The sequence below is a fragment of the Mesorhizobium sp. P2_C5_2 genome (assembly GCF_056404535.1).
Window position 1 is genome coordinate 1 of the sequence record NZ_JBFUDV010000013.1, and the last position, 26,490, is coordinate 26,490.

A 26,490-nucleotide genomic window follows, 5' to 3' on the forward strand; every position below is an offset into this window, starting at 1 on the left:
GGTTGTCCTCTGGATTATAGGACCGGTACCGACTCGCGCACCATTCGACATGAGCGGCCGGCAACTCGGTCGTGGAATCGCCTGTTGGTTGAGAATCGCCTGTCGAGGGCTGGACGGCGGACGTCGTGATTGAGTCGGCTGACCCTTTCGCCATCGCGGAGACGCCGGGCACTTTAGCCTGCTCAGCCGGAATGCGCTCGAAGGGCTGTGCCGCGGTGTTCACAGTTCGCGCGTCTCTAGTCCACAGATCCACGACACTGATGCTGGGTGTGGCCTTCTGCACGGGCTTGGCCGCGAGAATCAAGGCCGCAAAGGCAAGGCCGCTGGCGAAGACGGCCAGCGTCAGCACAAAGCCACCTACTATCGCCAACAAGGCTTTCATGCTGCGCTCCTCCTCTTCCGGAAGAGAATGCAGGCCGTTCGATCCGGTTCCATGAAAGAGACGAGTCAGCCTAACGGTTACGACCGAAGGCTGTCGCGCTGCCGGTAGCGCCAGACCACACTGGCGAGGCCAAGGGCTTAGAGGCACGGAATTTGCGACTGCATCATCATCAGGAAGAGGAGGCAAAATGATGCGTCAAGATGGAGCAACAGTGCGAAAAGCAGCAACAAGGCACGTGCCAGAATGGCGCCTAAACAAGAGAACGTTTGAGATTCCGTACCTAATGAAGCTCGCCAACATTGGCCGCCAGGAAGCGCTGGCTTTGATCGCTAGGCATGATGCGGACAGAGACAAAATCACTGCCGAGCTGTTTTCGCAGAGGGGTCGATTACACCTAGTGCCTTGAACGAGGGATCGGGATCAGCTTTATAATCTCCCATTGCGGCGACCCTTCAACGGAGATCGCCATGCCCAAAAGACCCTCGCCGACACCCTTGCCGATCGCGAAACCATCTACGTCAACTGCGGCCACCCGATGTGCGCCAAGTCGACCAAGCTCGATATCCAGGCTCTGATCGACCGGCTCGGCCCGGATCATGGTTCTATGCATTGGGATCTGGTCGGATTGTTCGGCTGCTCGTCCTGCAAGGCCGCCAGCCGCGACCGCCGGCCGGCGTTTTTCACCTGCATTCCCGATTATGAGGGCCTTAACAAGGCTCGCAATCGCGACTGGAAGCCGACTTTCAAACGATAGACGGCGGCGACAGCAGCTAGAACTTCATCGCGACGCCGATCCTGAAATCATGCGTCTGGACAGTGTGTTCCAACACGCATGGGCCACCGCAATATTCCAGTGACTTCTTGCCGAAATATGAGAAATCGTATTCGCCGCGCAGGAAGACATTGTGGGTCAGTGCCACATCGACACCCGCGCCGACGATACCACCGACAAGGGTCGCATCTGCTTCCCGCAAGCCGGGCACGCTGGTCTTCAACTGCGCCGCCGTGACGCCTGCCGTCACGAAAGGCAGGTACTGCCCCATATCCACGCCGACCCGTCCCTTCAACGAGCCAAAGAGGCCGGTCGAGACGTCCATCGTTCCCGGACCGGGAACGTCGTTGAAGGTCGACTTCTTGAAACGATAGCCAAGCTCGCCTTCAGCGCCATAGACGATCTGTCCCGATTGGAAATTGTAGCCGGCGAAACCGCCTAGCGTCGCCGAACCTTCATTGTGAGCGACACTGCCGAGAACCGGTTCATGAATCTTGTAATGCTCCAGCGTACCCGCGCCGAAGATACCAGCGTACGGCCCTTGCCAAGTCCATTCAGGGGTGTCCACAGGAGCGGCTATCGTGTCGGCGGCGATTGCCGGCGCGGTCACCGAAAGCGCGATAACTGAAGCGAGAAATAAGGCCTTCATTGGAATCCCCAGCACAATGTCAGGCACTTTGTAGCGACAAACTTTCAATTTTGTATGTAGCTAGGGAGCCACACCTGTCGGCTAAGTTGCCGAATCCTTTCAGTTGCCGACTGCCGCTGCAGCACGGAACTGATGCGATCTGGGAGCGCCTAACGACGCCCCCACCTGTGGAATGAAGCGAACTTAGATCAATAATCGCCGTTGTAATACCGATCGTCGCAGGGTGCCGTGTAAATCCGGCCGCGGCGGTCTTGGTAGCGGCAGAGCTGTTCGCCACGACGCTGCGGCGTAGTCGACTGGCCGATCACCGCGCCCAGAAGCGCCCCGCCTGCAGCGCCTACAACCGTGCTCTCTGTGTTGCCGCCAAGCGCCTGGCCGGCCAACGCGCCGACGCCGCCGCCTATGAGCGCACCGGTGGTCGCCCTCTGCTGCTGTTCAGTTTGGGTCGCGCAGCCCGCCAATGCAGCGGTCATGAGGACGGCGAGAACGGCTTTCTTGAAAATCATCTGGGAACTCCTTTGAAGCCCCAAACGCGGACGGGGGCGAATGGTTGCCAGTTGCTGTTGCAATACGGCCAAACGGCGGCGTGCCGGCTCACGAAGTGTGTCATGGTTTCCCCGCCGTTGATGACTATGGTCGCCAAACCGGGGTAACGATGAACACGCGTGAACGCTGTTCGCTGTCGGTCATCAGCTCCTCTAGGGAAGAGGGGGAAGGGATCGCTTCTCCATCCTCGACAAGGCCGTCGACGTGGAAGGCAAGCGCTTGCTCCCCCATGATGCATGCCTCGTCCAAAGTCGCTCCGGCCGTGACCAGGCCAGGAAAGTCGGGGAAAGACACGCCGAAATCGCTCTCCGCTTCTTTGTGGATCAGTCCGATATAGTGGCGCATCGTCGACCTCTAGCTAGACAACGGCATTTGAAGCCCTAGCAAACTATCGACTCATTCGACACAAACTGTCGAGGTGTTCCTAACGATAGCGCAGGACGCTGCCTCATAAGTTGGACGTTCCAGGCCCACTCGCGCCTGCGCGAAGGTTCAAGTGGATGGGAAAACACCACGGCGGTCCCCCGACAGCAAGGAGAGTTCGCGCGGCCCAATATCTGCGGATGTCCACCTACCAGCAAACTTACTCCATCGATAACCAGGCGGATGCCATCCGCGACTATGCCGATATCATGGGCTACGACCTTGTCGCCACTTACGAAGACCCCGGTCGCAGCGGTCTGAATCTGGGAGGGCGCCCCGGTCTTCAGAAGTTGTTGGCCGATGTAGAGGGTGGGCGAGCCGATTTTGAGACGGTCGTGGTCTATGATGTCAGCCGTTGGGGGCGCTTCCAGAACATTGATGAAAGCGCAGCCTACGAATACCGATGCCAGATGGCCGGCGTCCGGATCGAATTTTGCGCCGAGCAATTCGCAAACGACGGCAGCATCGGGTCCGATGTCCTCAAAGCGATCAAACGCAGCATGGCTGCCGAGCAAAGCAGAATGCTCTCGCAGAAAGTCTTCATTGGCCAAGCGAGGCTGATCCGGATGGGCTTTCGACAGGGCTCCAAGGTCGGCTTTGGCCTTCGGCGCATGCTTGTCGACCAACATGGCAGCCCTAAGGGCATCCTCTCGTCGTACGAATACAAGAGCTTGCAGACGGACCGGATAATTGTGGTCCCCGGACCGCCTGAAGAAATCGCGATAGTGAGATGGATTTTCGGTCACTTCGTCAGAACGCGGAAGACAGAGTTGGAGATCGCAAGACTACTCAACAAGCGCGGCGTGCTCAGCGATTTGGGGCGACCATGGACGCGGGAATCCGTGCACTCGGTGCTGACCAACGAAAATTACATTGGCAACAATGTCTGGAACAAGCACTCGGCCCGGCTGAGAAGCCATCAAGTCCACAATCCTCCGGAACAGTGGGTGCGGGTGGAAAATGTCCTGGAGCCTATCGTCGACCGCAAACTGTTCGACCGGGCGCAGATAGTCCTGAAGACCATCTATCGCCACATGACCAATGACGAGATGCTGGCCGCCCTTACGGCACTTTTGGCTCGCCGTGGCGCCTTGTCGTTAGCCATTATCGACGCCGATTCCGAGTGCCCACCGTCCCAACGCTACCAGTGGCGTTTTGGAACCATTGTCAAAGCCTATGAACTGATCGGATACGAGCCATCCAAAAACTACCGCTACATCGGCGTGAACCGGCGCCTGGAAACAATGAGGCTGCAGGTTATCCGCGATCTCGTGGGCGCGATGGAAAGGCAGGGCGGCGTTGCCACCCATGACATGGCGATGGACTTCCTGCGGATAAACGAGGAGATCACCGTGGCGATTACAATAGGACGATGCAGGGTTTCCGGCTTCGGCTATCCACGCTGGTTTTCGAAGGCCGATCAACGGCCGCTACCGGATATTTTCGTCCTGATCCGTATGAATCCCGGCGACCTGACCATTCGGGACTATTTGATTGCTCCTGCGCATGAGATCGCGGGCAAATCGGAACTGCACGCCATCAATGGGGCACCGCTGGACACCTATATTTTTCCCACGCTCAACCCAATTATCAGGCTGGCAGAGCGAGAGCCTGTCGGGGGCGCGACTTGGTAGTCAAGCGCTTAGCCAAGGACGCCGCCTACCGTGCGCTGGAAAACGGCGGCGACAGACATGCGAGGAATATTGCTGCTGGCGCAATAGGGTCCAAGAAGAGGCTTCGTTCGCACGAATTTTTGGCGACCTACGATACGGAATGCAAACGCATGCGCGATTTCGTCACCGAAGCGGCAAAGTCTGAACAGAGCCTCGACCGGATCGTCGCGGCGCTCCACCTGATGATGCGCGACAAGCAATTTTGCGCCATGCTGGTGTCTGAGGGCATCGGGACAATGCCAAGGCTACTGGCACATAGGTTGCGTGGCGCGACCCGTGAGCCGCAAATGTTCTGCCCTCCCGGAAAACCCGCTTCCGAGACCGGCGAGAACCGGAAACCCGTTAACGGAATTTGCCCTGATGTCCTCGACCTGCTTCGGGATGCGCCGGTGAAAACAAAAATCTTCGGGTTTCTCCAGAAGGTGCTGCCAGCCAGGCAATTGGAGATTGCCCGGCTGATGGTGGCGATGAACCGGGTCAGGATCACCTACGCGAGGCTACTCGTCGCTCTGACACCACAAGCCCTGCTGGCCAAGGATTTTAATCTCTCAACGATCACCAGACAGGCTGAAGACCAGCGCGGCGCGATGGTGCTCGAGGTCGGCACGCTGAGCCTTGCGGTTCTAAGCGCTGTAGAAAATCATGGCCAAATGGGCCTGGAGCTTGTCGCAGCCAACCGTTTTTTCGTCCGGATGATGGATAATTCCAGAGTGGTGCGATATCTCGCCCAGAACTTTCCGGGTCATTTTGAAGAGTTCCACCGCTTGTCGATGCCATGCCTCGAACAAAGGGGCTAGACATGCCCGCCGGGGTTTAGACCCTTCATGCCGAGTCGCCACTAGCCTCGCTGGGGCTGCTTCTATTCCATGTCCGGCACGTCGCCGCTGACAAAGAGGGTGGTCGGCGGCCCATAATCTCCAAGGGCAGGGTCTGCGTCGCGGCTCCAGGCGATAACCCCGACATGATTGGAAGCCAGTCCCTTGGCGGTGCGGATCGCGCGCTCTTCGCTTTGCTGATCGGTCGGGCCATAAGCGGTAAACAGATCGCCTTCTTCGCCGCGGTCGAACGCGACGACAACGATCAGCTTGGGCTTTTTCTGTTCGGGCAAAACGTTGTCAGACATTGAACTAAGCACTTCCGTTGGTGATGCTCTCATCGTCGAGCGCGTATGGCACCGGCAGATAGGCGTTGGCAATCAGCCAATCGCCGACGATGGTTTTGATGAGATCTGACTTCGACATTTTCATCTCAACTGCAATGTCGGACAGAGAATCCTCAACCCTCGGATCGAGGTCAACACCGTCAGTGTTTCTAATCATCAGCGCGGCCCGTCGAAGCATGACCTGAAGATCGGCTCGGGATACGTCCGCAATGCGGTCGGATGCGGCCTGCAACTCTCCTGCAAAGGTCAAGCGGGTCATTCGTGCCTTCCTGCTCCAGAAAGATATTGCTCGCCGTCTGCGCGGTGCCCGAGGCAAAACCAGTGTGATGGTCGTTTAGGCTTGGCGAAGCCGAAACCACCAAGCTTGCAGCAATCGGGATGCTCGCAAACGTGGTTCTCTATTGGGCCGTGCGCTCTAGATGGCTCAAGAGCGTCCGGTAGGCGTATCTCGTCGCTCACCCGTAGCGCCTCCCAAGAGGCGGCGCTTTGAGGGCGTCCAATTGATCTTGAAGGCGTCCGTTAAGCACCATCATTTCCTTAAGCGCCTTTACTGCATCGCCGTTGTGAAGAGCGATGAACTTATCGGCGGCGGCCTGCAGAGCGGCCTCCTGGCGGCTGTCCAGCGTGATGATATAGTCCATGATGCGATACTCCCATCGCCTAGAACAACGAGCCCTGCACCGGCGTCAGCGCCTGTTGCGGGAACTTGATCTGGGTGGCTGGCTTGTCTACAATCACTAGGGCGTCGTCCGGCGCGGTGCGCTGCAGCCGTTTCGCTTCCGACCAAGGCGCGGTCAGCCAGGTCTCCGTTTCCTCAGGCGTCCTCAGGATCACCGGCATAGCCTTCTCATGAATTGGCTTGATCAGTGCATTTGGCGCTGTCGTCATGAACCCGTATAGCTCGAAGTCGCCGGGACCGTCCTTGACCTTGCGAACGCCATGCCACGGCGTCCAGAGGCCGGCAAAAAAGAAGACCGGACGATCTTCATTCAGCGCAAACCAGTAATTCCGCTGGATGCCGGTTTCCGGATCTTTGTCGCCGGGATTCGGTGACGGCTCCGCGAAGCTGGTCACCGGTACGACACATCGGTTCTCGACGCCTACGTATTGCTGCCAGTGGCTGTATTGCAGATTGCGTATGTTTGTCGTGCCGTAATCGGCAGCGCCTTTCACACGCTCGGCTGGCGTCGGCATTCCCCAAAGAAGATTGGCGGCCTCACGCTGCCCATCCAGCGCGTTGCGGACCACCGGACCGAGCCTGTTCGGATAGATATCTATCGACGGCTCGAGGTTGCCCAGGATGTCACGCACGGTCCCCATGAGCTGGCGAATGGCCTCTTGGGAAGTGGTGATATTGTAGAGGTTGCACATGTCTTGCCTCTAGTGGCGAACGCCGGCCTTGGTGACTTCCCGGAGATAGATGTCGGTCTGATGGCTTATGGCCTCCGACAGAGATAACGCAAGATCGGGGTCGTCAGGATAGTTCGCCAAGGCCCAGGTTGCGGTAAGCTGGGCAATGGCCACTTTCTGACTAAGATCGGACAGGCCACGCATCTGCTTAACCATCCCGTTGACCGCCCTGTTAATCGCCGGACGCTCACGCTTTACCAGGGCGTAAAGCTCGGGCTGTTCGGATTCGGTGGCGATGATCGGTTTCATGGCTGTGTGTCTCCGTTTTGCCAGCAGTGAACAAAATAAGAACATCGGAGTCAAGAGCCTCTTGACCAACAGGAATATGTTCCTCATTTCAGGGGCATGCCGGAGCAACCAGAAAAGTGGCCGAAGGGCGTCCCGTGGACGTTATTGCATGCTCACGACGCCGGGCAGGTAGCACGCATCCGGTGCGGGCATTGCAACATCAGACGGTTCTATAAACCGAAGGAATTGTGCGAGGTGATCGGCAACGTCTCTATCGACCAGGTGCGGGCGAAGGTCCGCTGCGAAAAATGCGGGCGCAACGAGTCCATGAACGCGGAGCTTTTCCACCCGGTCGGGCAAGAGCTTGTGACGATCCGCTTTCGGCGACTTGTTGAGATCCGATGGGAGAGGCGTGTCATCTGGAAGGACGAGTGATGCGCACTCGTACGCGTCCACCGAATGTGACATTGGCGCAACCTGATTGCGCGAACGGAAACGTGAACGGAACAGTTGCTTGACGATCGAAGCAGACTGCGACAGCGTTTTGTCGTCCGGGGGTACGCGGCGCACGGCTCGTCGAGAGCTAGTAAAAAGGCGGGGGCCTTTCTCGACGAGCCTGCCTCGGACTTGGCGCTCGCTAAGGAGATTTGCGGCAGAAACGCCGTTAGGCTGTTAACCCAGATACGCGAACAGCGATGGCCTCAAGCCCGCCACTGTAAATTCGCGTTAAGACACCTTGCGCCGTTTCCGCTCTCTGTGACGTACAGCCCCGCAGATCCCCGCCGCCCAGCCTCGCCGGCATGTCAATGACCCGGTCCCAAACGCCCCACGTTCCGTTGGAATCGATGTGACAGTAAAATCTGTGTTGATGTTGTTCCATAATAGGGAACTCGCCAACCCCGCTTTCGCTGCTTGGTATCGCTGAAGGTAGTTAACCCGCCGAGGGCCGTTTCCTTACTGCACCGTCCGCAGAAGGACGATCACCTCGCTGATCGCTATGAACAGGCAAGCGGCCATGCCCACCATATCGCGCTGGCTCCGTTCTCTGCGCAGTTTTAGGGCCGGAGCCAATTCAACTGCGGGTCTCCTTAACGCCCGACGTCACGCCCCTGAAGGGAGACGATGAGGTCACGGTGTCGAGCATAGCGCACATCTTGTTCGGACCGTCGAAATTGAAACCTAGACATCTCTGATCAGCGGCGCAGGCCAATACGCAGTCGGCATAGCCGCTCCGCACATTCGCGTAAGCGCCCCCCACGACCACCGTGTCTTTGCCGAAAACGAGGCTGGAATACTGGAGATTCGCCTTGATTGCTCCCTTCGCCGCCATCACTGCGTCAGGACTCCTAACCAAAATTGACCCGTTACTCTTCATGAAACAGGCAGCGTGTTTCTTGTCGTAGGTGAGTGCTAAGCAGCGGCGATCTGCTTCGCATTGGGCTTGGCACTGTTCAAGCGAGACATTCCAAGCGGGCATTCCCGGCAGATCGTTTCCGATCGCGTCCCATCCATCCTGGTGTACAGACAGTTCTTCGGCCGCGACAGCCGCTTCTTTCCGCTCATTATCCATGTCGAAATCGCTTGGCGCGAAACTGGCCTTGTCGAGCCAGAGGCAACGGCTGGCGAGCTCTCGCGCCGAATTGTCGTCAAGGCCCACCGAGGCGAGTGTCTCGATCGATGACACCGGTGCCTGCGGCTTCGATGTAGGTGAGGGTCTGTTGACAAGACTAACCTGAACCTCGACTCCGGTGTTTGCCAGCCTCCGCGTGTAGCACCAAGCGGTGTTCCAAGTTGGAGCTTTCTCACTGTCAAAATGATGACCGGACTCGAGTTGCCAAGTGCTGCCAGCGTAGGTCACTTGGCGATTGGCGAACTTTACGAAATCGAACGTATCTGGATTGGCCGGGTCTGCGGGCGGCGGCGGCTGCTCGGTTGACGGCGACTTCGGCTTATCTGTCTTTCCCTCTTCGGCGATTGTCTCTTCACCTGGAATTCTGTCTGCGGATTTCTTCGCCTCTTTTAGCTCGTTCCCGGTCGGGTTTGGCGGATCGTTTTGGGTGACTGGCGGCTCCGGCTGGGTCACTGTTGGGTCACGATCAAAGACCAGCCATACACCCACACCGATTCCAATCGCGGCCATTGCGATGGCAGCGCCGCTAGCCATTCGCCGAAATGCATTGGCGCGAGCGATCTTGTCGTGCGCATCTGCTTCTGCCTGCAGAGTTGGAATGGCCGACCGTTTGATCTGCAGATCGATCGCCTGCTCGAGCAGCTTGGTGTTATGTCGTACGAGCACGTCTGCTACCCCGCTTAGCCCCAGTCGCCGGCTCGTTAAAATCTGATCGCAGTTCACCTTCTAGGGCTTTCTCCATCTCCTTTTTGTCGTATTGCCCTTTTGCAGAAACCTTCACCAAATCGATTACTTCCGGGGGCAGTTCCCGATCCAATGCCCGGCGCAACGCCTCTGGGTCGTCAGTAAGGATAGGTACATAGAGGATTTCTTTGACGACCTTCTCGACTTCGACAGGAACCTCGACGCGCTTCTCTACTTCTCTGTCGAAAGGCACCTGCACGGGTACCTTCCGGACACGACGCCACCGCCAGCGGAGCAGCATTCGGCGTAGCAAACGCGAGAGCTTGCTTTCACGCTGAACTTCGGGTTGTGCGCCAATACGTTGTAGGGCCAGCGCGACCATCGCCGTGATCGGCCCCGCTAGTGCGGCGATGAATGCAAGCGACGCGAACCAGATCGTCGATACCGTGCCAGCCTGAGCGTCTGTAACGTCTTCTGGCTTCAGCCCGTACCAGCGAGCTGCCAGCCTACGGATCTGATCGTTGCGAGCAACCGGGAGGCGCTCTGTTTCCAAGCGGCTGAGGTCCGTCGCGATGGCCTCTTGCCGCTGCTGGTTCTTGGCCAGCGTCTCAGACTTGCGAGTAGCGGCTTCCTGGGCGGCTGCTAGCGCAGCACGTGCCTCGTCAAGCTTACGGTCCCAATCGGCAGCGGTGCCATCATAGAGCTTCTCCAGATCGTTTCGCCTGCCCTCAAGGCGTTGTTTGTCTTGGAGGGTCATTGGAGGACTATCTTGTCGCAGCCTCTCATATTCAGCGCGGGCTGCGGCGACTGCGGGCTCCAATTCGGCCAATTTCGGCGCGAATTCGGCCTCTTTTTTGAGCCGCGGGTTAGTTAACTTGTTCAGCCCTTCTTCGTTGCGCTGCACTGATGCGAGGTCGCCCGTTTCGCGCGCGCTCTTTATGCGATCAACGTAGCTATCACGCTGTCGCTCGAACTGCTCCACGGCGTCCTTGATCTCTCGATCGCGCCGTTCCACCAGCGCGCTCAACGCTGCTTGTTTCTCCTCGAGAAGTTCTTTGGCTCTCGCTGCCGCAGGTGAAAGGGTGGTTGCGGCCTGCAGCTCTTCGTCAACCTCAGTTATCCGTGCACGCAATTTATCGCGCTCGGTGTCAGCCAATCCACTGAGCTGCTCCAGATCGCTCCGGGCCTTTGCCTCATCGTCACTGTTTCGCAAACTTTCGGCTGCCGCCTTGAGATTCTCGAGCTCTTGCTGGAGTGCTTTAGTTTGGTTGGCGAAGTTGGCGTACTGCACCTCGCGCATTGTGCTGGCACGCTCCAATCCGAGTAGGACTGTCTCAAAAGTGATACCGGCCAATACGAGTAGAAACGCCAGGATAACAGGTTTCCAAATCCACGAGGCGCCGAACAGAAGCGTGGCGATTGGGATTTTCGTCAGCTCAGCAATCGCGATCATAAAGAAGGGGGCACTCGCAAGGACAAGGTCCATTGAGTCCGCCGCCTCATTGGCAACAAAGCCGCGGTAACTCAGAGCGACGCCGGTTGCTAGACCGATGATCGCCGCAACGATTTCAAGTGCCCACGCACCACGGTACGTCCACTGGCCATAGCTTGCCAGTTTCTGGCTCATTGCCGTGTACATCTACAAATCCCCACCTTACCCAAACCCATCTTGACATGCGACGCTGGTGTTTGCAGCAAAATTTACGGGCTAGATACAGCGTAACTTGGAACAGGGTGAATAACCGGCGGGCGGCAACAAAGTTGTTGCGTCTGCTAGACTGATTTATTTCGGGTGGTGCCTTGTCTCGGGAAGCGCTTGGTTACTCCATCCAGCGGCTCAAGCGAACACGCCGAGTCCTCAGCCTGGGCTGCCGGCTTTGCGGGCGCGTGTTTTGACTGTTCGAAGTTGATACCAAAAGTGGCAACACGGCCGCGGCAGTCACTGCCGGCTCACAGGCAGCGACGTTCTTGCCGAACTGCGCCTCGAGGTCGCGCCAGGTCGATTCCGGCCAGCGGTCGGCACCGACGATCCAGGCGGCGGCGCGGGCATAGACACGGCAGTCGAGCGCTTCGTTGCGTTCGCGAAGCTTCTGCCATTCCAGACGCGAAAAGCCCCGCCTGGTGCGCACCGTGACCAGCTGCTCACCGACGAACTGCTTGCACCACTCGCTATCTACCCAGGCGGGGAGATGGACGGTTCCAGCCGCGTGTCTGGCCCCGGCGTCCAGCTCTTCGTCCGTGGGCCGCGGCAGGCGAAGGAAGCGATAGGTCTCGGCCTTGAACGTGGAGCCGGCCACGGTCCATAGCTTTGCGCCACGCCGCAGGCGCTTGCCGTGTGAGGTCGCGTCAACAAAGGTCGGGCCGGTGACGGGGCTTGCCCGATTGAAGTTTTCGACACCTTTGACAGGAGCGACATGGGCCGAGCCTGCTCTGCGCGCCCAGGTATAAACGGCCGGCGCCTCGTAGCCGGTGTCGATCGCCAGCCGCAAGATCCGCATCGTGTTGCCGGACGCGCTCTGCCAGCTCCGGCCGAGGACCTGGTCGAGCGCCTTCCAGCAGGCTTCGTCTCCCGGGCCGCCGTCCAGCACGACGTGCTCGACCAGCCAGCTTTCCAGACCGCGGCCCCATGCCCAGACGTCGATCTCGATGCGGTCCTTCTGGATGTCGGCGCCGGCGGTGAGGAACAGGCCACCGGCAGGAACGCTGCCTGCTTGCCATTGCTCGCGCCGGTCGTGCAGGCGCTGCCAGTCCGGTGCCTCACCGGTTTCGACCCAAGTCTCGCCGAGAACTGTGTTGCGAAAGGCTTTGAGCGACTCGTCCGACCCCTGAGCCGTCTCAAAAGCGCGAGCGATTGCCTGCCATGAGAGCCACCCAGCAGGCGAGTAGAGAGCGGAAAGGTGGAAGCCTGCCGTGGCAGGATCTGAAGCTGTTGCGCTCGCACGCCATTCCCCCTCCTGCAGCATGGCGGTCTTGCTGTGCTCGCCGATTGGGGCCTCACACGCCTCGCAGTGATAACAAGCCGTCTCGGGCCTGCCCTTGTCCCAACGCAGTCGCTCGAACTTCAGCCACTGCATGACGCCGCATTCGGGGCAGGGGACATGGTAGCGACGCTGGTCGGACGCCTCATATTCCCGCTCGATGCGCGACAGTCCGCGAAGGGTCGGCGTCGAGGCCAGAAACACCTTCCTGCGATGCGAGAAGGTCAGCGAGCGTGCTTCGGCAAGTGTGACGGGATCGCCCTCGTCGTCGGCGGAGGCAGGATAGGCGTCGACCTCGTCGAGGAAGATATAGCGCGCCGGCGTCGAGCGCAGGCCGACAGCCGAGTTTGCGCCGGTCATGATCAGGATGCCGCCATTGAACTCCTTCGAAAGCATCGTGTTGCCGGCATCGCGCGAACGGGCAGGCCTCACCCGGTCGCGCAGGGCAGGGCTCTCCTCGATCAGCGGATCGATGCGATGACGCGAGTTGCGCTTGGCAAGCTCCACCGTCGGCTGCACGGCCAGCATAGGTCCCGGCGCCTGGTGGATGATGAAGCCGATCCAGTTGTTGCCGGCCTCCGTTGCGCCGACCTGGGCGGCCTTCATGAACACGACCCTCTGCATGGGAGAGCCAGGTGACAAGGCGTCCATGATGTCGCGCATGTAGGGCGTGCGGCTTGTTCGGTAGCGGCCTGGCTCGGCGGATGCTCTTGCCGCCAGCATGCGATGCCGGTCGGCCCATCCCGATACCGTCATGAACGGATCGGGGCGCAGGCCCTCGCGCCAGGACGCCTTCAGTTCATCGACGCCTTCGAAGCGGAACAGGCCTTCTTCCAGAACCTCATCGGAAGTCGGTACGGACATCGGCCAGCTCCCCCAGATGAGCTCTCACCTGGCTCTCCAGAAGCTGGTGCATCGTGGCGGCATCCACGCCCAGTTCGGCAGACAGGATCGCCGCGACGCGGCCGGGCCAATTTACCCAGGCGTCACGTTCTTCCCGCGCCAGCCGGAACAGCAGGGTCTTGGCGCGATCGAGCGACACAAGCTCGCCCCTCAGCTTCTGAAGCTTCAGCCGGCGCTCCTGCGCCTTCAGCACCTCATTGGCCGTCTTTGCCTGCAGGAAGGTGGTCGAGCCTCCCACGATGGGCGCCGAAAGCCCCTGTTCGCGCAGTGTCTCGCCAACGGCCGACAGCGCCTCCTCAGGTACGGCCTTCAGTTTGGGCCGGGGCGAGGAGCGCCTCTGCTTTGAAGGATCGGTCAGAGCAGCCCGGCGTGCATCAGACCCTGCCTGATCAATTGAGCGATCTTCAAACAGCACCAGTCGTCCGGCAATCCTGGCTTTCTGGATAGCGCCGCGGGAGACCCCGGCATGGTCCGCGTATTGGCGCTCGCTCATCCCCTGCATGGTTGCCTCTCTAGCTTATGCCCAGCCAAGCGAAGGTCAGGCTGCGGATCGCCCGGAATGAACATCGGCGACGTCGTGGTCACTTGCCTCCAGAACTGCCTTGCGCCCTGTGAAGTTCTGCCATCTCTCTACCGCGACATCGCAGTAACGAGGATCGATCTCCATGGCGAAGCAGGAGCGGCCGGTGGTCTCGGCGGCAATGATGCTGGTGCCGCTGCCGGAGAAGGGCTCATAGACCGACGAACCGGTGGCGCTGTTGTTCAGCAGCGGTCGCCGCATACATTCGACTGGCTTCTGCGTTCCGTGGACCGTGGCGTCGTCTTCACCCTGGTCGTCGTTGCCGATCATCCAGATGGTGGTCTGGTCGCGCGCGCCCTGCCAGTGCCCGGTCGCTCCCTCCCTGACTGCATACCAGCAGGGCTCATGCTGCCAATGATAGTGGCCACGGCTGAGCACTAAGCGGGGCTTGGCCCAGATGATCTGGGAGCGGATGCCGAAGCCGGAAGCAACCAGGCTGTCGGCCACCGTCGAGGCATGGACACCGGCATGCCAGACATAGGCGACATCACCGGGAAACAGCGACCATGCCTCGCGCCAGTCTGCGCGATCGTCATGGGCAACCTTGCCGGTGCGACTGCTGCTCGACACGCCAGCCTCCTTCCTCCAGGAAGGATCGTAGTTCACCCCGAATGGCGGATCGGTGATCATGAGATGCGGCACAGCACCCGAGAGCAGCCGTTCGACATCCGCAGGGACCGTGGCATCGCCACACAGCAGCCGGTGCCTTCCAAGCACCCACAGGTCACCAGGGCGGGTGACCGGATCAGCCGGCGGCTCTGGAACCTCATCCTCGCCGGTGCCACCTTCGGCCTCGTCGCGAAGCTCGCCCATCAGCCGGTCGAGTTCGGCCTCGTCGAGTCCGGTGAGGCTCAAGTCGAAGCCATCACCATTCAGCGCATGAAGCTCCTGTGCGAGCAGAGCGTCATCCCACCCGCCCAGCTCAGTCAGCTTGTTGTCGGCAATGCGGTAGGCACGCCGCTGCGCCTCGCTGAGATGCTCGAGAATGATCACCGGCACCAATGCCAGACCCAGTTCCCCGGCGGCCAAAATACGGCCATGCCCGGCGATCACCTCGCCTTCGGCAGACACCAGCACCGGCACGGTCCAGCCGAACTCCGCCATGCTGGCCGCGATCTTCGCCACCTGGTCCGGCGCATGCGTCTTGGCGTTCTGGGCATACGGCCTCAGCCGCTCGATCGGCCAGTGCTCGATGGCTTCCGGTGCGAACTGGATTGACATGCATTCTCCTCGAAGAGGATGTGGCTTCCGGACTCTGCTGGACTCGCCGATGGATCCGTCGGTGGGCCCCATCTGGATCCGAACTGAACTCCGGGGTCCAACAGGGGTCCAGCGGCACGTTCAACTCTGTACGCTCGATCAAAGGCTTACGCGGACTTGGCTCTGGATTGGACTCCGAGTGGCTTCCCAAAAAAATATGCCTGACGCTGGCGAACCTCAGCGCTGCGCCCTCCCGCATGGCTTCACCGCCCCGGAAGGACCCGTTGCGTCCCTCAGGTGTTGACCTGCTCTTGCCAGTGACGAGAGCCTATCAGAGACGCCAACTATTTGGAATCATGACATTGTTTCGCGCCACTTCCTTTGTTTGCGCAGGTCTTCGCTCGCAACTAGGCCGCTAGAGCGGGTAAGCGGCCGTCGAGGACCATCGTCAGTCAGTAGGCTTCGATTGTCAGAATTGTGTTCTGGAATCGCTTGGCCGTAAGGTCCTCTGGCGTAATCCAATATTGAAGCGGCCCCATCTCCCCGACGGTCCAGTTGAGCGCCTTGTCCGGCCCAAGTTGGAGCAAAAGCAGGTAGCGGTCCTTCATCTCGTCGGCCGCGACCTGGACGACTTCACCCTTGCCAAGCATCTGATGGCCACGGGATACGTGGCGGTGAGACAGGGCGGCAACGACGTCAGGGCCGATGAGCGTCGCACCGGCCGGATCTGTCAGTCCCCCCTCGGCGCCCTGGATGGCCGCGACTGAAAGCCAATCGTTCATCACGTGCGGAAGCTGCCGATGACGCGGCCGCCGCACCGATGATGACGGCATGCCGTTGACGCGCAAGTCTTCCAGAAAGGCAAGGATATGCTGCTTCACCTCTGGAGGCGGTGAGTCATAGTCCTTCAGTCCGGCATTGACCGTCGGGAAGAATGCGTTGAACATCTTCGAACCGGACGCCGACAGTTCGCGCTGCACCATCCGCAGCCGCTTGGCCTCCGGATCATCTTCGGCAACATCGCCAAGCGCCTTCAGTTGTGCCGTGACATCGGCCGTCTCTTCGCGGTGATACGCCTCCACAAGCTTCCGAACGATCCGCGCCGAATGCCAATTGGCCGGAAATCCCGGATACGGCGTCCAAAGCGTATCTTTCGGCGCATGATGAGCGGAAAGCAGCGGATCAGGGACGACTGGCGGACCGTAGAACGCCTCGACCCTTTCGGTCCGAATTTTGTCCGCGACCTCGAAAGCGTGACCTTCATCCGCGCGCGCCGCGACTTCGGCGTCGGTCGGCTCCTCGATCCAGGCAAACTCGACCTCGACCCGATCATAGTGAGTTCGCTTGCCCCGCAAGATTTCGTCCGTCGGATCCGATCCCTGAATCTTGGCGGTGAAGGGCATGTCAAGCGGCGCCCACTTTTGTGTCACCTGACGTGGTTCATAGCGCGTCACGAAGTGCATCGCGTCCGCCCCAAACGTGTCGGACATCGGCGCGAAGAAATAGAGATAGCCCTTTTCGGGCATCAGATCTCGTCCAGGTCCCGGCGGCAGATCCGAACAGTCAATTTGCGCCATGAAATTGAGGCGCTCGAGCAACCCTTTCCGATTGTGAACCGTCGGCCAGTCGAATTCATCGGGGACAATCGGCAGCCCGCCAAAATAGCTCATGCTTCGTTGGGGAAGACGCGGCGGAAAGACGTGCTTGATCGCAATGCGCGCGGCTTGCCCACGTTCGATCGCTTCACGGCCATCGGCGGAAATCGGCGGGATCTTGCGCTCGACATGCGCTTTGAACGCCGCCTTGCGCTGGTCGTCGCTGTTCTTGGCCTGCTGCTGCATTTCGGCGATCAGCTTTTCTGCAGCAGAGTTAGGTTTGGGCGCTATGGCGTGGGCCGCTCCAGAGGTTCGCGCACGGCTCGCCTGTGGCTTGTCTTTTTCTTTTGAAGACGAACCGGAAAACAGCCCGGCAATGCGTTTTGCCCCGCTGTAGACCAGGCTGCCAACGATCAAGAACATCGCCCCGACCACAAGCAGCGGCATCAGCATTTCCATGACGCTTCCCCAAACCCCATCGTCAGCTACGTCGCCCGCCGGCAGCCAAAATATTGCCGTCATATGGGCGTTGCGCAAGCGACTGTAGTTGCGTGTAGTGTCTCAGTTTGAATTTCGACTGTGGGTGGAATCTTGCCGTCTGAGCTGACTACCCGAATGTGAAGCTAGCGCCAGAACCAGACATTCGTTTCAGCTTGTTAATTCATAAATGTCGCAGCCTTCGGGGATACCTTTCATCTCGCGGTGGCCGAGGAAGGTGAAGTCCAGCCCGGAGCCGACCGCGAGATCCTTCACGGTTCGGGAGGTGAGGATCGAGTTCGGCGCCGCTTCGGCCATGATGCGCGCCGTCAAGTGGACCGCCAGACCGCTCAGATCGTCGGCCCGGCGCTCGCACTCTCCAATGTGGATGCCAGTCCGCAGCTCCAGCCCGAGCGCCTTCGCGTCTCGCGCCAGCGCCCTGGCACATTCAATCGCCGGGGTGGGCCCGGCAAATGTGAGCAGATATCCATCGCCAGTGTGCTTGATCTTTTGCCCGTCGAGCGCGGCAACGCGTCGGCTGACATTGACGTCCAGTTGCTCGAGGATCGACCGCCACCGCTCGTCCCCCACGGCGCTCAGGGTGCTGGTCGAGTCGACGATATCGGTCATCAGCAGGGTCATGAGCGCGCGTCCGGGTTTTGCGGTCGTCCGCGTCCCCGTGACGAACTCTTCGACCTGCCCGATCAGTTCGTCCTGATCGCCGTACCAGGGGATGTGGTCATCGCCGGGCAGCAGGCGAAACTCGGCGCCGGGAATATGCTCGGCGAGATAGCGCCCTTCCTCCGCTGCGTGCCAGCGGTCGCCGGCGCGATGGAGAACCAGGCTCGGCACATGGATGGCGGGAAGGATCGCGCGAATGTCGATTTCGAAGTTGAGCCGGGAAATCAGCTCGGCGGCGTGCGGGCTGGCTGCAAATCGAAGGTAGGCAGCAAACCAGCTTTGCACTACAGGGTCGCTTGCGACGCTCGGCGCGCCGTCGTCGAGATCGAATGACCGGCCCCACTGCGCCAGGCGCGACTCCACCTCACGTTCGTTTTCTTCGTGGGTCCGCCCCCAGGGATAGTCGGGCGCCCTTTTGCTTCGGGCAAAGCAGCCGTACAAAACTAGCGCGCTCACCCTTTCGGGATGGGTGGCGGCAAACAGCGAACTCATGTTTCCGCCCTCGGAAACTCCGAACAGCGCCGCCTGCTTCGATCCGACGGCATCAAGTACGGTCTTGACGTCCTCGGTCCTTTGTTCGAGCGTCGGAAAGCCGACGTTTCGGTCGGACATGCCCGTACCGCGTTTGTCGAAAAAGATCAGGCGGGAAAAGCGGCTCAGGCTGGTGAGAAATCGAGCGCATTCGGGACTCTCCCAAGCGTACTCTACGTTGCTGAGCCAGCCTTGCGCGTACAGTAGATCCGTTGGGCCGTCGCCGACCACCTGATAAGCGATGGCGACGTCGCCGCATCGTGCATAGCGCGTCTCGGGTCTCTGCATGACCGCCTGACAAATCGATTGGGCAACTGCGAGACGTTACCGGGCAGATGCGAAGCTCGCCGCCCAACGTAGCGAACTAAGGCAACAAAGGGAATTTCGAAGCGGGTCGCCGAGAAAAATTGCAGGAGACAAATTATGTCTCTTCATTGTCCCGCCGGGTGGACCGCCCTCGCCAACAGCCGCTTTGAGTAGAACTTTGCCGTTCGCGTAGGGCGCCTAGAACGGGGAGGTAGTGCCATATCGAGACCTTCAACCTCAATTTATTCAACGGTCGGAACGGGTCACGGATTGTCGTAGCGCTGCCCAGAAGGAAGGGCATGGAAGGGTCGTGAGCCGATATTCAAATTGAGACACTACCCAAAATTTGGGTCACATGATGGAGCGGTTCGGATAAAGCGCAGGATATCCGGCGAGATACGCCGATCATGGAAGGAATAGTTCAACCGTGCCCGATTAACGGCAATCAACCTGCATCCCGAAACAAACCAATTGACGCTGGCAGTTCAGCAGCGCTCGGAAATACCTTAGCAACAGTCCGGTCGGGAAGGCGAAGATGCTCAATTAACACGGCCTTGATTATTGCTCGCAGATCGGTCGTAGCGGCAAGATCGGTTCCGCCGCGAAGTTGGCTGGGCGCCAGCCCAGGCCACTGATTGCCGACTCGGCCACCGGCAACGGCACCGCCCATCAGGAACGTGACGCTGGCCGTCCCGTGATCGGTTCCGCCGTCTGCGTTGAATGGCACTGCACGGCCGAACTCAGTCACGACCAAGACAACTGTTCTGTTCCAGGCCGTTCCAGACGCTTCGGCGAACGAAACGAGCCCGTCTGCCAGGGCCTTCAATGCTCGCGCCAGACGCACGCCCTGGCTGATGTGCGTATCGAACCCAGGCAATTCGAGCGTTGCGATCCGAGGACCGCCCTCCGTTGCCAGCGCCTGTGCCGCACGGGTCGCCGCGCAAGTGAACCTGGCCGCTTGGCATAAGCTTCGCTGCGCGAGCGGATCTTCCACACATTTCGATCCGCCCACCTGTGCTTGCTCAGGGGAAAGCAGGGCCAAGTCCAGCAGCGGATTGCCCCACGCCAAATCCGATATGAGATCGATGGATCGGTCGGCCGGACCGATCCGCCATGGTTCCGTCCCTAAGGCGAGCGAGGCCAGTCTGGGCCAGCCGGTGAGGCCGTCAAAGTCGCTCCCGAACAAAGCAAATTCCGAGGCTGCATGAGATCTTTCCACTCGCGCAATGGCCGTCCCTGGGACGATCAGCAACTCCCCGGCATTAAAGTAGGGCAGAAGCGGCGCCAGTGCTGGATGAAGCGCAAAAAATCCGTCCAGCTTGAGTGTTTCGGTCGCCCCCTCCTCATCCACAAGCGCCTGAGCTTCGCGCAGGGTTAGCAATTCAGGATCCCCAAACGGAGGGATCGCCGCAACGCAATCGAGTCCACCCCGGAGAAATACCAACAGGAGTTTTGGCTCGCATGCCGCCGGTCTAGCCCTTGCCGCGATTGGACGAAGCATGGAGGATAGTAGAAACCCTTGCAGGGCTGCCCTTCGGGTCAGTTGCATTTTGGGTGCTTTGGTGTGGTAGCGTCCGACTTGCCCGCAGTCACGAACGCAACTGTGTCCGCGTCAGGATAGGTACTATCCGTAGGGTCGCCTGGCGACACTGACCCGCGAACGAGCAAACCAGCCAGAATTGGTGCAGCGAATGAAGTTCCCCAACACACATTCTGTTGCGGATTATTTGAATCATCCGACAGCCACAAGGACCGCACCTCGACGCCAGGTTCTGCAAACGAAGCGCCGAATGCACTGCCTTGCCACAGCTTGTCGGACCACTTCATAGTCATTGGATCATATTTACTGTCAGCCGCAGAAACACTATATATTGCCCCAGGACTGACCGGCGAAGTATACGGTGCAGAATTTGCCGGCGTGAACCCTTGGGCCCACGACCATCCGCCATTTGCTCGCTCCGCATTTCCTGCCGCCACAACAATTTGTAGTTTCCGATCCGCCATCAAATGAAATAGCATATCTAACAAAGTTATATCATTGCTGTATCCGCCAGTCCTTACACTCTCAAGAGAGTTAGCTCCCCAGCTTATGTTTACAACGTCACCAGCTTTGGCGTGATCCAAGACGTATCTTATTGCTTTGACAGGTTGGTCCCAGACGCTTACAGTTACATCATCACCAAATATTTTAATGATATTCAGAGATACCTTAGGGCTAACCCCTGCCAGTCCTGTGTAGTGCGACGATCCGTCTTTAAAAGTCCTTCCTCCAATGATACCTGCGACCATGGTTCCGTGTCCCAGCTCATCATCCACGGCCCCCATCACGCAACTGCTTTGCGTACAGTCGACCTTTGTCGCCACATTCAGAAGATTTGAACTGACCGCAACCGGGTCAACTCCGCTGTCTAGCACCCACACCTCGGGGCCGTATGTGCTTTCCGCCGGTGACCCGACCACACGGCAGACGTTTGCGGGAACGTCCTGGATAGTGGTGGTGGTATCCTTTTTGATTATCCTCGGATTATTTTTGCATCTAGCTGCGTCAAAGAGGGTAACAGAAAATGGATCTGCAAGTTCAAAGCCTTGAGATTCAAGCTCTTTAACTCTTGTTTCCGTAATTTTTAGCGTTAAAAAGCTTTTACCTATTTCGGGAAAATCTACCGAAATCACTTCCTTTTTGTCAGTTTTCTGAATTTCTGCTTTAAAATCCGCCGAGTTGTTCGAGTTCATAGGCATGTCGCCGTAAGGCGCAATAAATGTCGCGGCGATCTCATTTGCAGGCATCTCGTCTGCCAATGACGATCTCTGAGTGGCAGCCAATGCCAAGACGCTCACGATAAGAACAGCGCGGAACTGTAGAACGACCACAGCAAGCCTCCTACGTCTACGGAAACAGCATGCCCCCAAAGGCAGTGCGCTGTCTATAAGAACATGAATTGGGCGTCGTTCCACATCGAGAGCTATCTTGCGGTAGCTGCGAAACGCGCATACGCTCACAGATGGTCCTGTGTTGAGAAGCATGCGATGCCCAGAGCGAATCTCAGGAAGGGTCGACAAGCGCGGGAAATCGGCGCGGCCATTGTCGAGACGTGGCTCAAACTCCTGCCTACGCCGGCCACCATCTTGTCGGTCGATAGTACGGTTGGAAACCAACTGAAGATTACAATAAATCGCCAAATATTCACAGCTGCCGGCCAAAGTATCAACCTTCGCGACAGCGGTGGTAGTACTACGACTAACCTCAAGGTCGGAACCCCAAGCGCGGTGGCGGACTTTAAGCAGCAACTGCTGATATTCCTTGCCGACGGAGCCACTCCTTTTCCAACGGCGGGCGATTTCACGAACGGGTTGGCCTTTTCTAATGTCGGCAGCCCCAGTTCTCATTTGAAAGCCGAACTTACGGCCGTTTTGAACCAAATCGTCGATGGGGTGACGGTGGAACCTGAATTCGACGAGGCGGGAAAAATCTACGTCGTGGTACCGCAGATACCGGAAGACATCCTTATCAGGGCCGACCTGCTCGACTACTTGGAAAAATATCATAGATTTGGACAGGGGCGACATTATCATGACGAGCTTGGCGCGGCGGTGCTGTTTGGCTGCAGGTAGCCGGACTTAGCCCGGCAAGGCGCATCCCTTGGAGCACCTTATTGCGGTCCGGCTCCAGCTGGTAGGGCTCCTTGGTCGCGAAGCGTAGCGCCGCGCCATAATGTAGCGAGCATTCGGAAATGTTGGGACCCAGCGGCATGGCTCGCGGACGCCTATGCGACCCTCTCCGCTTTCAGAGCGGACGCAGACATGAAGGTGTTGGCCATGCAGTCGGCCATGCGGGCCATCGAACTCGGCGACGCCAGCGGACTGGCAGAAGCGGTCATCGCCGCTCTGCATGGATGGAAAGGGGAGTTCGAGGCCGCCGAGACCCATGGGATTTGGCCTCCCAACATCGCGGAGAGTTCGAAGCCAAGAGAGCGCCCTGGTATGACGTCGCAGGGTATGCACGGGCCTATTCCACCATGCTGGCTGCCCCGCCAGATCGGGAACATTTCATCGCCGGGCTCCGGGCTCTCGAATTTCCGGTCGAATGATTTAGAGGGTCGGGAAATCCTCTAGAGGCGCAGAGCCGCCATTCACTAAACAGCAAGGTCGCAGAAGCCCGTCCCTCCTTGATAGCTCGCAGCATCGAAGGGCAGCTGTCCCACTGTCCCACGGTCTAGGGCGTGGGACAGTGGGACACCTGCAATTCACGGCTCGGTGCTCGACGGCTGAATTGCCTTTAACCGTGTTTGAATGCGATTGACCTTAGATTTGCTCAACCCGGTTGCCTCCGCAATGTCGCGTACGCTTTCACCATTGCGCGTCATCGTCATGATGATATCGGCCTCGACATCCTGAAGATCCTTCACCGTCCAAAACGCCTCCGCAGAACGCCTATCGCAAGGGTTTCCTTCCGATTGTTCGGGTCGTCGCCGAAGTGTGGTCGCGGCTGGCGAATAAAGACATGGCTCGCGCCCGCCCCTTCGTGCCGCGCTGGATTGCAAGCCCGCACCGCCTGAATCATCGCCTCGCGATGTTCGCATGCACCGAGAGCGCTATTGGTGCGGACTTGTCTGGGGATGTGCTGCAAGCCCTGCCGATGGGCGAGCTGTTCCTGACTGGCGGAACCGTCGAGGTTTATCGCCTTCTTCGCTCGCGATGGGCCGAACTCGGCGCGGAGATTCGAGAGGAGCTTGAAGTGCGCCTTCGCAATGGACCACCTGCGAGCTGGTTCCGTGAAGGCAGCGACATCGCCCGGAATCAGGACCGAAGCCGCTACGACCTGATCGGAAGCCTGATCCGCGACGGCATCCAATTCTCGGATGCAACACTCGCGGCATTTGAAGAGATCGGAGCGCGATGGCCACAATGGGGACTGCGCCCAGCCGCCCAGGCGGGTTTCAATAGTTGGAGCGAGTCAGGATCGGGCGACCAGGGTAACGTCGATCAGCTTGACGGCGTTTCTGATCAGGAACTCGTCGTTATGGCGTTGCGGCTGGATGCCGAGGGGCGGCTCGGAGAAGGACAAACGTGGCACTCGCTCTGCCAAAATGATCCTGACCGCGCATTGCGCGGTCTTGAAGCCGAAGCCAATGCCAACTCTTGGCGCCCCGACGCGTGGCAACAGCTTTTGTGGTCGCAGAAGGCATTCGTCGATCTCGATGTGCCAGCCCGGATCGCGCAGCGACTGCTTGCGTGGCCTGACGCGAGTTTTTCCACGATCGCACCACAGGCGTCGAGCTGGCTTGCAAAGCCAGAAGCGCTCGCACTTGAAGAGCCAATTTGGGCGCTGTGGGACAGAATTTTTGCAGCGATCGAGCCTGCGGACGATAACGACGAAGAAGTTCCGCTCAGATTGCTCGACCAGTCAATGAACGTCCCAATCGGCCGGTTGGCGGATGTTCTTCTGAGAAAACTTCCGACGTCCGAGGCGGCGCCTGAATTCGCGACCAACATTAGGCCGCGCCTTGAAGCGGCAGTTCAGGTGCCGGCACGAAATGGCCTGCTAGCGCGCGTGCGCATGGCCGCTGAGGTCACCGTGCTGTTCGACCGTGCGCCAACGTGGACAATTGCGAATATCATTCCGGTGTTCGATTGGGCTTCTCCCGATGCCGCCGCTGCATGGTGTGCCCGCCGCTTTTCGCGATACATTGGAACACCAGAGCTCTTCGCACTCACCAAGGCGCCTTTTTTGCAGCTTTTTGGTAGGGCCGACATGCCGGATGAGGCGATCCATGTTTATGCCGAATGGCTGCCCACCATCCTGCTCGCCAACCGCGAAGACAATATCGGCTATGCCCTTTCGGCAACCGAGGCGCGGGCAGCGCTACGGCAGACGAACCCAACCACACTCCGATCCGTGGGACATCGCCTGGCTAGGGAAATGGAAGCTGCCACCCCCACGGAAAAGCTCGCACGCTGGCGAGACGTTGTCGGCCCGGTATTTCAAGGCATATGGCCACTCGATATTGAGATGCAGACGGGCCAATCTACCTTCAAATTGCTACAGATCTTGCGGGCTACAGGAGAAGCTTTCCCGGTAGCCGTCGACGTCATTCTGCCCTTCGTTCGGCCTGAGAACACAGGCCGCGGCACGAGCGTCCATTCGCTCTCAGATGCTGACAATCTCCTTTTCACATCAGCACCGGCAAAAATGCTTGACCTCGTAGGCGCAGTGGTTGGGACGCCCCCTCCGGGATCAGTATTTGGCCTACAGCCGGTCCTTGACCGTCTCCGAGCGGCAGAGCCGGCATTGGCCGGTACGCATATGTTCCAGGCATTGACGACGGCCGCTGCTCCCCAGAGATAGAGCGCCAACTGGTAACTGAGGGGTTGCCAGTTGAACGGCGGTTTGCCGCCACATGCGGACCGAAACCCGACGGACCGCCTCAAGCCCAAACGCGTCGTCCGAGTAGTGTAGAGGCGCAAGCGGATTTAGCGAGCGATGGCTTGGTTGTGGTCTTTTTGACAGGCGAGCGAACCACAAAACTGCCGCAGCAAGACCGGCGCTAAGGCATTGATATTACTGTTGTCAAAACCTGGGGATTTTTGGAGCTACTCCCCAGCTTCGGAGAATGATCGGCATTCAGAGAGCAATTTGCACGCTTAGGGGCTGCGACACTCCCCAGCTTTTGGCCACACCCCCTGCAAACGCTGGGCTTCAGAGCGCCTGCCAGCGGAGCAGAGAATTGTTCAGAATTTGAAGTGGTAGAGGAAGAGGAGCCGAAATCCAACCTTCTCCATGGTGCGGCGCCATGACTACTCAAAACGCCTCTCGGATGCGTTGCTGACGACTGACCTCGTCGGAACCGCCCTAAGGTCGGCTCTACAAACTCGGCCTTGTTCCTTCGATGGGCGTCTCTCATATCGCTCGACGGATTGCCTCTGTCGTCGTGGCGCTCGCATGAAGAACCTGCCCCATAGTGCATCTCTCGATTCGGAGGATGAGGATGCCCCAACAAAGCCTGGGATAAAACACCTAGATGCTCCTCGCGCTCAGCATCGGCCTTGCGCTTCGGGCAATCCTCGTAGTCATGCTCGCGCGAACCGCAATAAGAGCAGCATTTTGCCGGGTGTCGGGTCGGAGCATTGTGGCCATGCATAAGAATGCACGAAAAGTCATCCGGTTGCAGCAGCATCTGCGACGTCGCGCATATTCGCGCGGCCTATATCAAAGTTAAATGCGGGTAGCGGTCGCGAGGTGCTAGTTGATCGTGCATGGGGGACTCTGAGGAGGAGTCCATGGACGTTCGAAATCTGGTTGCCAAACTGTCGGCCGCGATGCTGCGCCGGCGCGCCGCATCTCCGCCAATACTGTTCCGGCCGATCCGCAACTCGCTCGCCGACATCCCGTTGAAGTCGCAGTCGCGACCGCCCTACCGGCCACGCCAACCGATCCGGCCGGCAAGCAACATGTAGCGTACCGGGCCTGCAACCACTCTGCGATTTCCTCGTTATGGCGATCGCGTTTTGCGGAGGTTATCCATGAAATCGGTATCAACAAACATTCTGGTCCTGGGCGCCGCTGCCTTTCTGGTCGCGCCTTTCGTCGGGCTTTTGTGGCGGACGCGGGAATGGTTTGGATGGTGAGTTTCCGATGAGCAGATTTCTGCCCCTGACGATCAAATTCGTGGATTGCAGTTC

The 26,490-nt window shown here is 59.0% G+C and carries 26 protein-coding genes and 1 pseudogene; 8 read left to right on the plus strand and 19 right to left on the minus strand.

The annotated features are described in order from the left end of the window. Positions 1-382, minus strand: a 382-nt coding sequence (locus tag AC1D1B_RS30300) for a BA14K family protein (protein WP_477337110.1), incomplete at its 3' end; no start/stop codon positions are given. A gap of 439 nt (positions 383-821) precedes the next feature. On the opposite strand from AC1D1B_RS30300, the gene AC1D1B_RS30305 reads away from it, so the two are divergent. Continuing rightward, positions 822-1,136, plus strand: coding sequence for a hypothetical protein (locus AC1D1B_RS30305; RefSeq protein WP_477337112.1), 315 nt, complete (start codon positions 822-824; stop codon positions 1,134-1,136). Positions 1,137-1,152: 16 nt separating this feature from the next. Here AC1D1B_RS30305 and AC1D1B_RS30310 read toward each other — a convergent pair whose 3' ends face one another. The 3 genes and pseudogenes from AC1D1B_RS30310 to AC1D1B_RS30320 form a co-directional block, all read right to left on the minus strand. Beyond that, entirely contained in the window at positions 1,153-1,830 is a 678-nt protein-coding gene (locus tag AC1D1B_RS30310) for an outer membrane protein (RefSeq protein ID WP_477337114.1), read from the minus strand. Between the two features lie 161 nt (positions 1,831-1,991). Continuing rightward, complete coding sequence (locus AC1D1B_RS30315) at positions 1,992-2,309, minus strand: YMGG-like glycine zipper-containing protein (protein WP_477337115.1); 318 nt, start codon at positions 2,307-2,309, stop codon at positions 1,992-1,994. Positions 2,310-2,445: 136 nt separating this feature from the next. Further along, positions 2,446-2,694, minus strand: a pseudogene (locus AC1D1B_RS30320) (type II toxin-antitoxin system HicB family antitoxin); the annotation flags it as partial. Positions 2,695-2,849: 155 nt separating this feature from the next. On the opposite strand from AC1D1B_RS30320, the gene AC1D1B_RS30325 reads away from it, so the two are divergent. After that, positions 2,850-4,406, plus strand: coding sequence for a recombinase family protein (locus tag AC1D1B_RS30325; protein WP_477337117.1), 1,557 nt, complete (start codon positions 2,850-2,852; stop codon positions 4,404-4,406). Beyond that, complete coding sequence (locus AC1D1B_RS30330; protein WP_477337119.1) at positions 4,400-5,242, plus strand: plasmid partitioning protein RepB C-terminal domain-containing protein; 843 nt, start codon at positions 4,400-4,402, stop codon at positions 5,240-5,242. The genes AC1D1B_RS30325 and AC1D1B_RS30330 overlap by 7 nt, the downstream gene beginning before the upstream one ends. A 62-nt stretch (positions 5,243-5,304) precedes the next feature. On the opposite strand, the gene AC1D1B_RS30335 is transcribed toward AC1D1B_RS30330, so the two are convergent. The 5 genes from AC1D1B_RS30335 to AC1D1B_RS30355 all read right to left on the minus strand — a co-directional run bounded on the left by AC1D1B_RS30335 (position 5,305) and on the right by AC1D1B_RS30355 (position 7,266). Beyond that, on the minus strand, positions 5,305-5,568 hold the full coding sequence (locus AC1D1B_RS30335; protein WP_477337121.1) for a hypothetical protein: 264 nt from the start codon (positions 5,566-5,568) through the stop codon (positions 5,305-5,307). A gap of 4 nt (positions 5,569-5,572) precedes the next feature. Beyond that, entirely contained in the window at positions 5,573-5,866 is a 294-nt protein-coding gene (locus AC1D1B_RS30340; RefSeq protein ID WP_477337123.1) for a hypothetical protein, read from the minus strand. A gap of 196 nt (positions 5,867-6,062) precedes the next feature. Beyond that, entirely contained in the window at positions 6,063-6,248 is a 186-nt protein-coding gene (locus AC1D1B_RS30345) for a hypothetical protein (protein ID WP_477337125.1), read from the minus strand. 19 nt (positions 6,249-6,267) lie between these two features. Further along, entirely contained in the window at positions 6,268-6,978 is a 711-nt protein-coding gene (locus tag AC1D1B_RS30350; protein ID WP_477337127.1) for an SOS response-associated peptidase, read from the minus strand. Positions 6,979-6,987: 9 nt separating this feature from the next. After that, positions 6,988-7,266 (minus strand): hypothetical protein, encoded by a 279-nt coding sequence (locus tag AC1D1B_RS30355; RefSeq protein WP_477337129.1) that lies wholly within the window; start codon positions 7,264-7,266, stop codon positions 6,988-6,990. Between the two features lie 234 nt (positions 7,267-7,500). Between AC1D1B_RS30355 and AC1D1B_RS30360 the strand changes: the two genes are divergently transcribed. Beyond that, positions 7,501-7,680 (plus strand): hypothetical protein, encoded by a 180-nt coding sequence (locus AC1D1B_RS30360; protein WP_477337130.1) that lies wholly within the window; start codon positions 7,501-7,503, stop codon positions 7,678-7,680. A gap of 637 nt (positions 7,681-8,317) precedes the next feature. On the opposite strand, the gene AC1D1B_RS30365 is transcribed toward AC1D1B_RS30360, so the two are convergent. The 9 genes from AC1D1B_RS30365 to AC1D1B_RS30405 all read right to left on the minus strand — a co-directional run bounded on the left by AC1D1B_RS30365 (position 8,318) and on the right by AC1D1B_RS30405 (position 21,609). Then, on the minus strand, positions 8,318-9,541 hold the full coding sequence (locus AC1D1B_RS30365) for a PAN domain-containing protein (RefSeq protein ID WP_477337132.1): 1,224 nt from the start codon (positions 9,539-9,541) through the stop codon (positions 8,318-8,320). Beyond that, positions 9,525-11,198, minus strand: a complete 1,674-nt coding sequence (locus AC1D1B_RS30370; RefSeq protein ID WP_477337134.1) for an ABC transporter permease — start codon at positions 11,196-11,198, stop codon at positions 9,525-9,527. Before AC1D1B_RS30370 ends, AC1D1B_RS30365 begins: the two co-directional genes overlap by 17 nt. Before the next feature lie 181 nt (positions 11,199-11,379). Further along, the gene (locus tag AC1D1B_RS30375; protein WP_477337157.1) at positions 11,380-13,293 is read right to left on the minus strand and encodes a phage terminase large subunit family protein; all 1,914 of its coding nucleotides are present in this window, start codon (positions 13,291-13,293) and stop codon (positions 11,380-11,382) included. A gap of 85 nt (positions 13,294-13,378) precedes the next feature. Further along, entirely contained in the window at positions 13,379-13,942 is a 564-nt protein-coding gene (locus tag AC1D1B_RS30380) for a hypothetical protein (protein ID WP_477337136.1), read from the minus strand. A gap of 36 nt (positions 13,943-13,978) precedes the next feature. Then, positions 13,979-15,241 (minus strand): site-specific DNA-methyltransferase, encoded by a 1,263-nt coding sequence (locus AC1D1B_RS30385; protein WP_477337137.1) that lies wholly within the window; start codon positions 15,239-15,241, stop codon positions 13,979-13,981. 431 nt (positions 15,242-15,672) lie between these two features. After that, positions 15,673-17,274, minus strand: coding sequence for a DUF1963 domain-containing protein (locus AC1D1B_RS30390; protein WP_477337139.1), 1,602 nt, complete (start codon positions 17,272-17,274; stop codon positions 15,673-15,675). 189 nt (positions 17,275-17,463) lie between these two features. Further along, entirely contained in the window at positions 17,464-18,792 is a 1,329-nt protein-coding gene (locus AC1D1B_RS30395) for an adenylate/guanylate cyclase domain-containing protein (protein WP_477337141.1), read from the minus strand. Positions 18,793-19,255: 463 nt separating this feature from the next. Continuing rightward, complete coding sequence (locus AC1D1B_RS30400) at positions 19,256-20,191, minus strand: DUF1501 domain-containing protein (RefSeq protein WP_477337143.1); 936 nt, start codon at positions 20,189-20,191, stop codon at positions 19,256-19,258. Positions 20,192-20,349: 158 nt separating this feature from the next. Further along, positions 20,350-21,609 (minus strand): S8 family peptidase, encoded by a 1,260-nt coding sequence (locus tag AC1D1B_RS30405; protein ID WP_477337145.1) that lies wholly within the window; start codon positions 21,607-21,609, stop codon positions 20,350-20,352. A gap of 228 nt (positions 21,610-21,837) precedes the next feature. On the opposite strand from AC1D1B_RS30405, the gene AC1D1B_RS30410 reads away from it, so the two are divergent. Both AC1D1B_RS30410 and AC1D1B_RS30415 read left to right on the plus strand, forming a co-directional pair. After that, positions 21,838-22,422, plus strand: a complete 585-nt coding sequence (locus tag AC1D1B_RS30410; RefSeq protein ID WP_477337147.1) for a hypothetical protein — start codon at positions 21,838-21,840, stop codon at positions 22,420-22,422. A gap of 189 nt (positions 22,423-22,611) precedes the next feature. Next, entirely contained in the window at positions 22,612-22,923 is a 312-nt protein-coding gene (locus tag AC1D1B_RS30415) for a hypothetical protein (RefSeq protein WP_477337149.1), read from the plus strand. 131 nt (positions 22,924-23,054) lie between these two features. On the opposite strand, the gene AC1D1B_RS30420 is transcribed toward AC1D1B_RS30415, so the two are convergent. Next, complete coding sequence (locus AC1D1B_RS30420) at positions 23,055-23,216, minus strand: hypothetical protein (RefSeq protein ID WP_477337151.1); 162 nt, start codon at positions 23,214-23,216, stop codon at positions 23,055-23,057. 95 nt (positions 23,217-23,311) lie between these two features. On the opposite strand from AC1D1B_RS30420, the gene AC1D1B_RS30425 reads away from it, so the two are divergent. Both AC1D1B_RS30425 and AC1D1B_RS30430 read left to right on the plus strand, forming a co-directional pair. Beyond that, a complete protein-coding gene (locus tag AC1D1B_RS30425; RefSeq protein ID WP_477337153.1) occupies positions 23,312-25,156 on the plus strand; it encodes a hypothetical protein in 1,845 nt (614 codons plus the stop codon). A 932-nt stretch (positions 25,157-26,088) separates the two neighbouring features. Then, complete coding sequence (locus AC1D1B_RS30430) at positions 26,089-26,265, plus strand: hypothetical protein (protein WP_477337155.1); 177 nt, start codon at positions 26,089-26,091, stop codon at positions 26,263-26,265. Positions 26,266-26,490 lie beyond the last annotated feature (225 nt).

Excerpts from the sequence above, each read along its gene's own strand:
- AC1D1B_RS30315 (WP_477337115.1), bottom strand. The coding sequence starts at position 2,309 with ATGATTTTCAAGAAAGCCGTTCTCGCCGTCCTCATGACCGCTGCATTG.
- AC1D1B_RS30325 (WP_477337117.1), top strand. The coding sequence starts at position 2,850 with ATGGGAAAACACCACGGCGGTCCCCCGACAGCAAGGAGAGTTCGCGCG.
- AC1D1B_RS30335 (WP_477337121.1), bottom strand. The coding sequence starts at position 5,568 with ATGTCTGACAACGTTTTGCCCGAACAGAAAAAGCCCAAGCTGATCGTT.
- AC1D1B_RS30340 (WP_477337123.1), bottom strand. The coding sequence starts at position 5,866 with ATGACCCGCTTGACCTTTGCAGGAGAGTTGCAGGCCGCATCCGACCGC.
- AC1D1B_RS30345 (WP_477337125.1), bottom strand. The coding sequence starts at position 6,248 with ATGGACTATATCATCACGCTGGACAGCCGCCAGGAGGCCGCTCTGCAG.
- AC1D1B_RS30350 (WP_477337127.1), bottom strand. The coding sequence starts at position 6,978 with ATGTGCAACCTCTACAATATCACCACTTCCCAAGAGGCCATTCGCCAG.
- AC1D1B_RS30355 (WP_477337129.1), bottom strand. The coding sequence starts at position 7,266 with ATGAAACCGATCATCGCCACCGAATCCGAACAGCCCGAGCTTTACGCC.
- AC1D1B_RS30370 (WP_477337134.1), bottom strand. The coding sequence starts at position 11,198 with ATGTACACGGCAATGAGCCAGAAACTGGCAAGCTATGGCCAGTGGACG.
- AC1D1B_RS30375 (WP_477337157.1), bottom strand. The coding sequence starts at position 13,293 with ATGACGGTATCGGGATGGGCCGACCGGCATCGCATGCTGGCGGCAAGA.
- AC1D1B_RS30380 (WP_477337136.1), bottom strand. The coding sequence starts at position 13,942 with ATGCAGGGGATGAGCGAGCGCCAATACGCGGACCATGCCGGGGTCTCC.
- AC1D1B_RS30385 (WP_477337137.1), bottom strand. The coding sequence starts at position 15,241 with ATGTCAATCCAGTTCGCACCGGAAGCCATCGAGCACTGGCCGATCGAG.
- AC1D1B_RS30390 (WP_477337139.1), bottom strand. The coding sequence starts at position 17,274 with ATGGAAATGCTGATGCCGCTGCTTGTGGTCGGGGCGATGTTCTTGATC.
- AC1D1B_RS30395 (WP_477337141.1), bottom strand. The coding sequence starts at position 18,792 with ATGCAGAGACCCGAGACGCGCTATGCACGATGCGGCGACGTCGCCATC.
- AC1D1B_RS30410 (WP_477337147.1), top strand. The coding sequence starts at position 21,838 with ATGCCCAGAGCGAATCTCAGGAAGGGTCGACAAGCGCGGGAAATCGGC.
- AC1D1B_RS30415 (WP_477337149.1), top strand. The coding sequence starts at position 22,612 with ATGAAGGTGTTGGCCATGCAGTCGGCCATGCGGGCCATCGAACTCGGC.
- AC1D1B_RS30425 (WP_477337153.1), top strand. The coding sequence starts at position 23,312 with ATGGCTCGCGCCCGCCCCTTCGTGCCGCGCTGGATTGCAAGCCCGCAC.
- AC1D1B_RS30430 (WP_477337155.1), top strand. The coding sequence starts at position 26,089 with ATGGACGTTCGAAATCTGGTTGCCAAACTGTCGGCCGCGATGCTGCGC.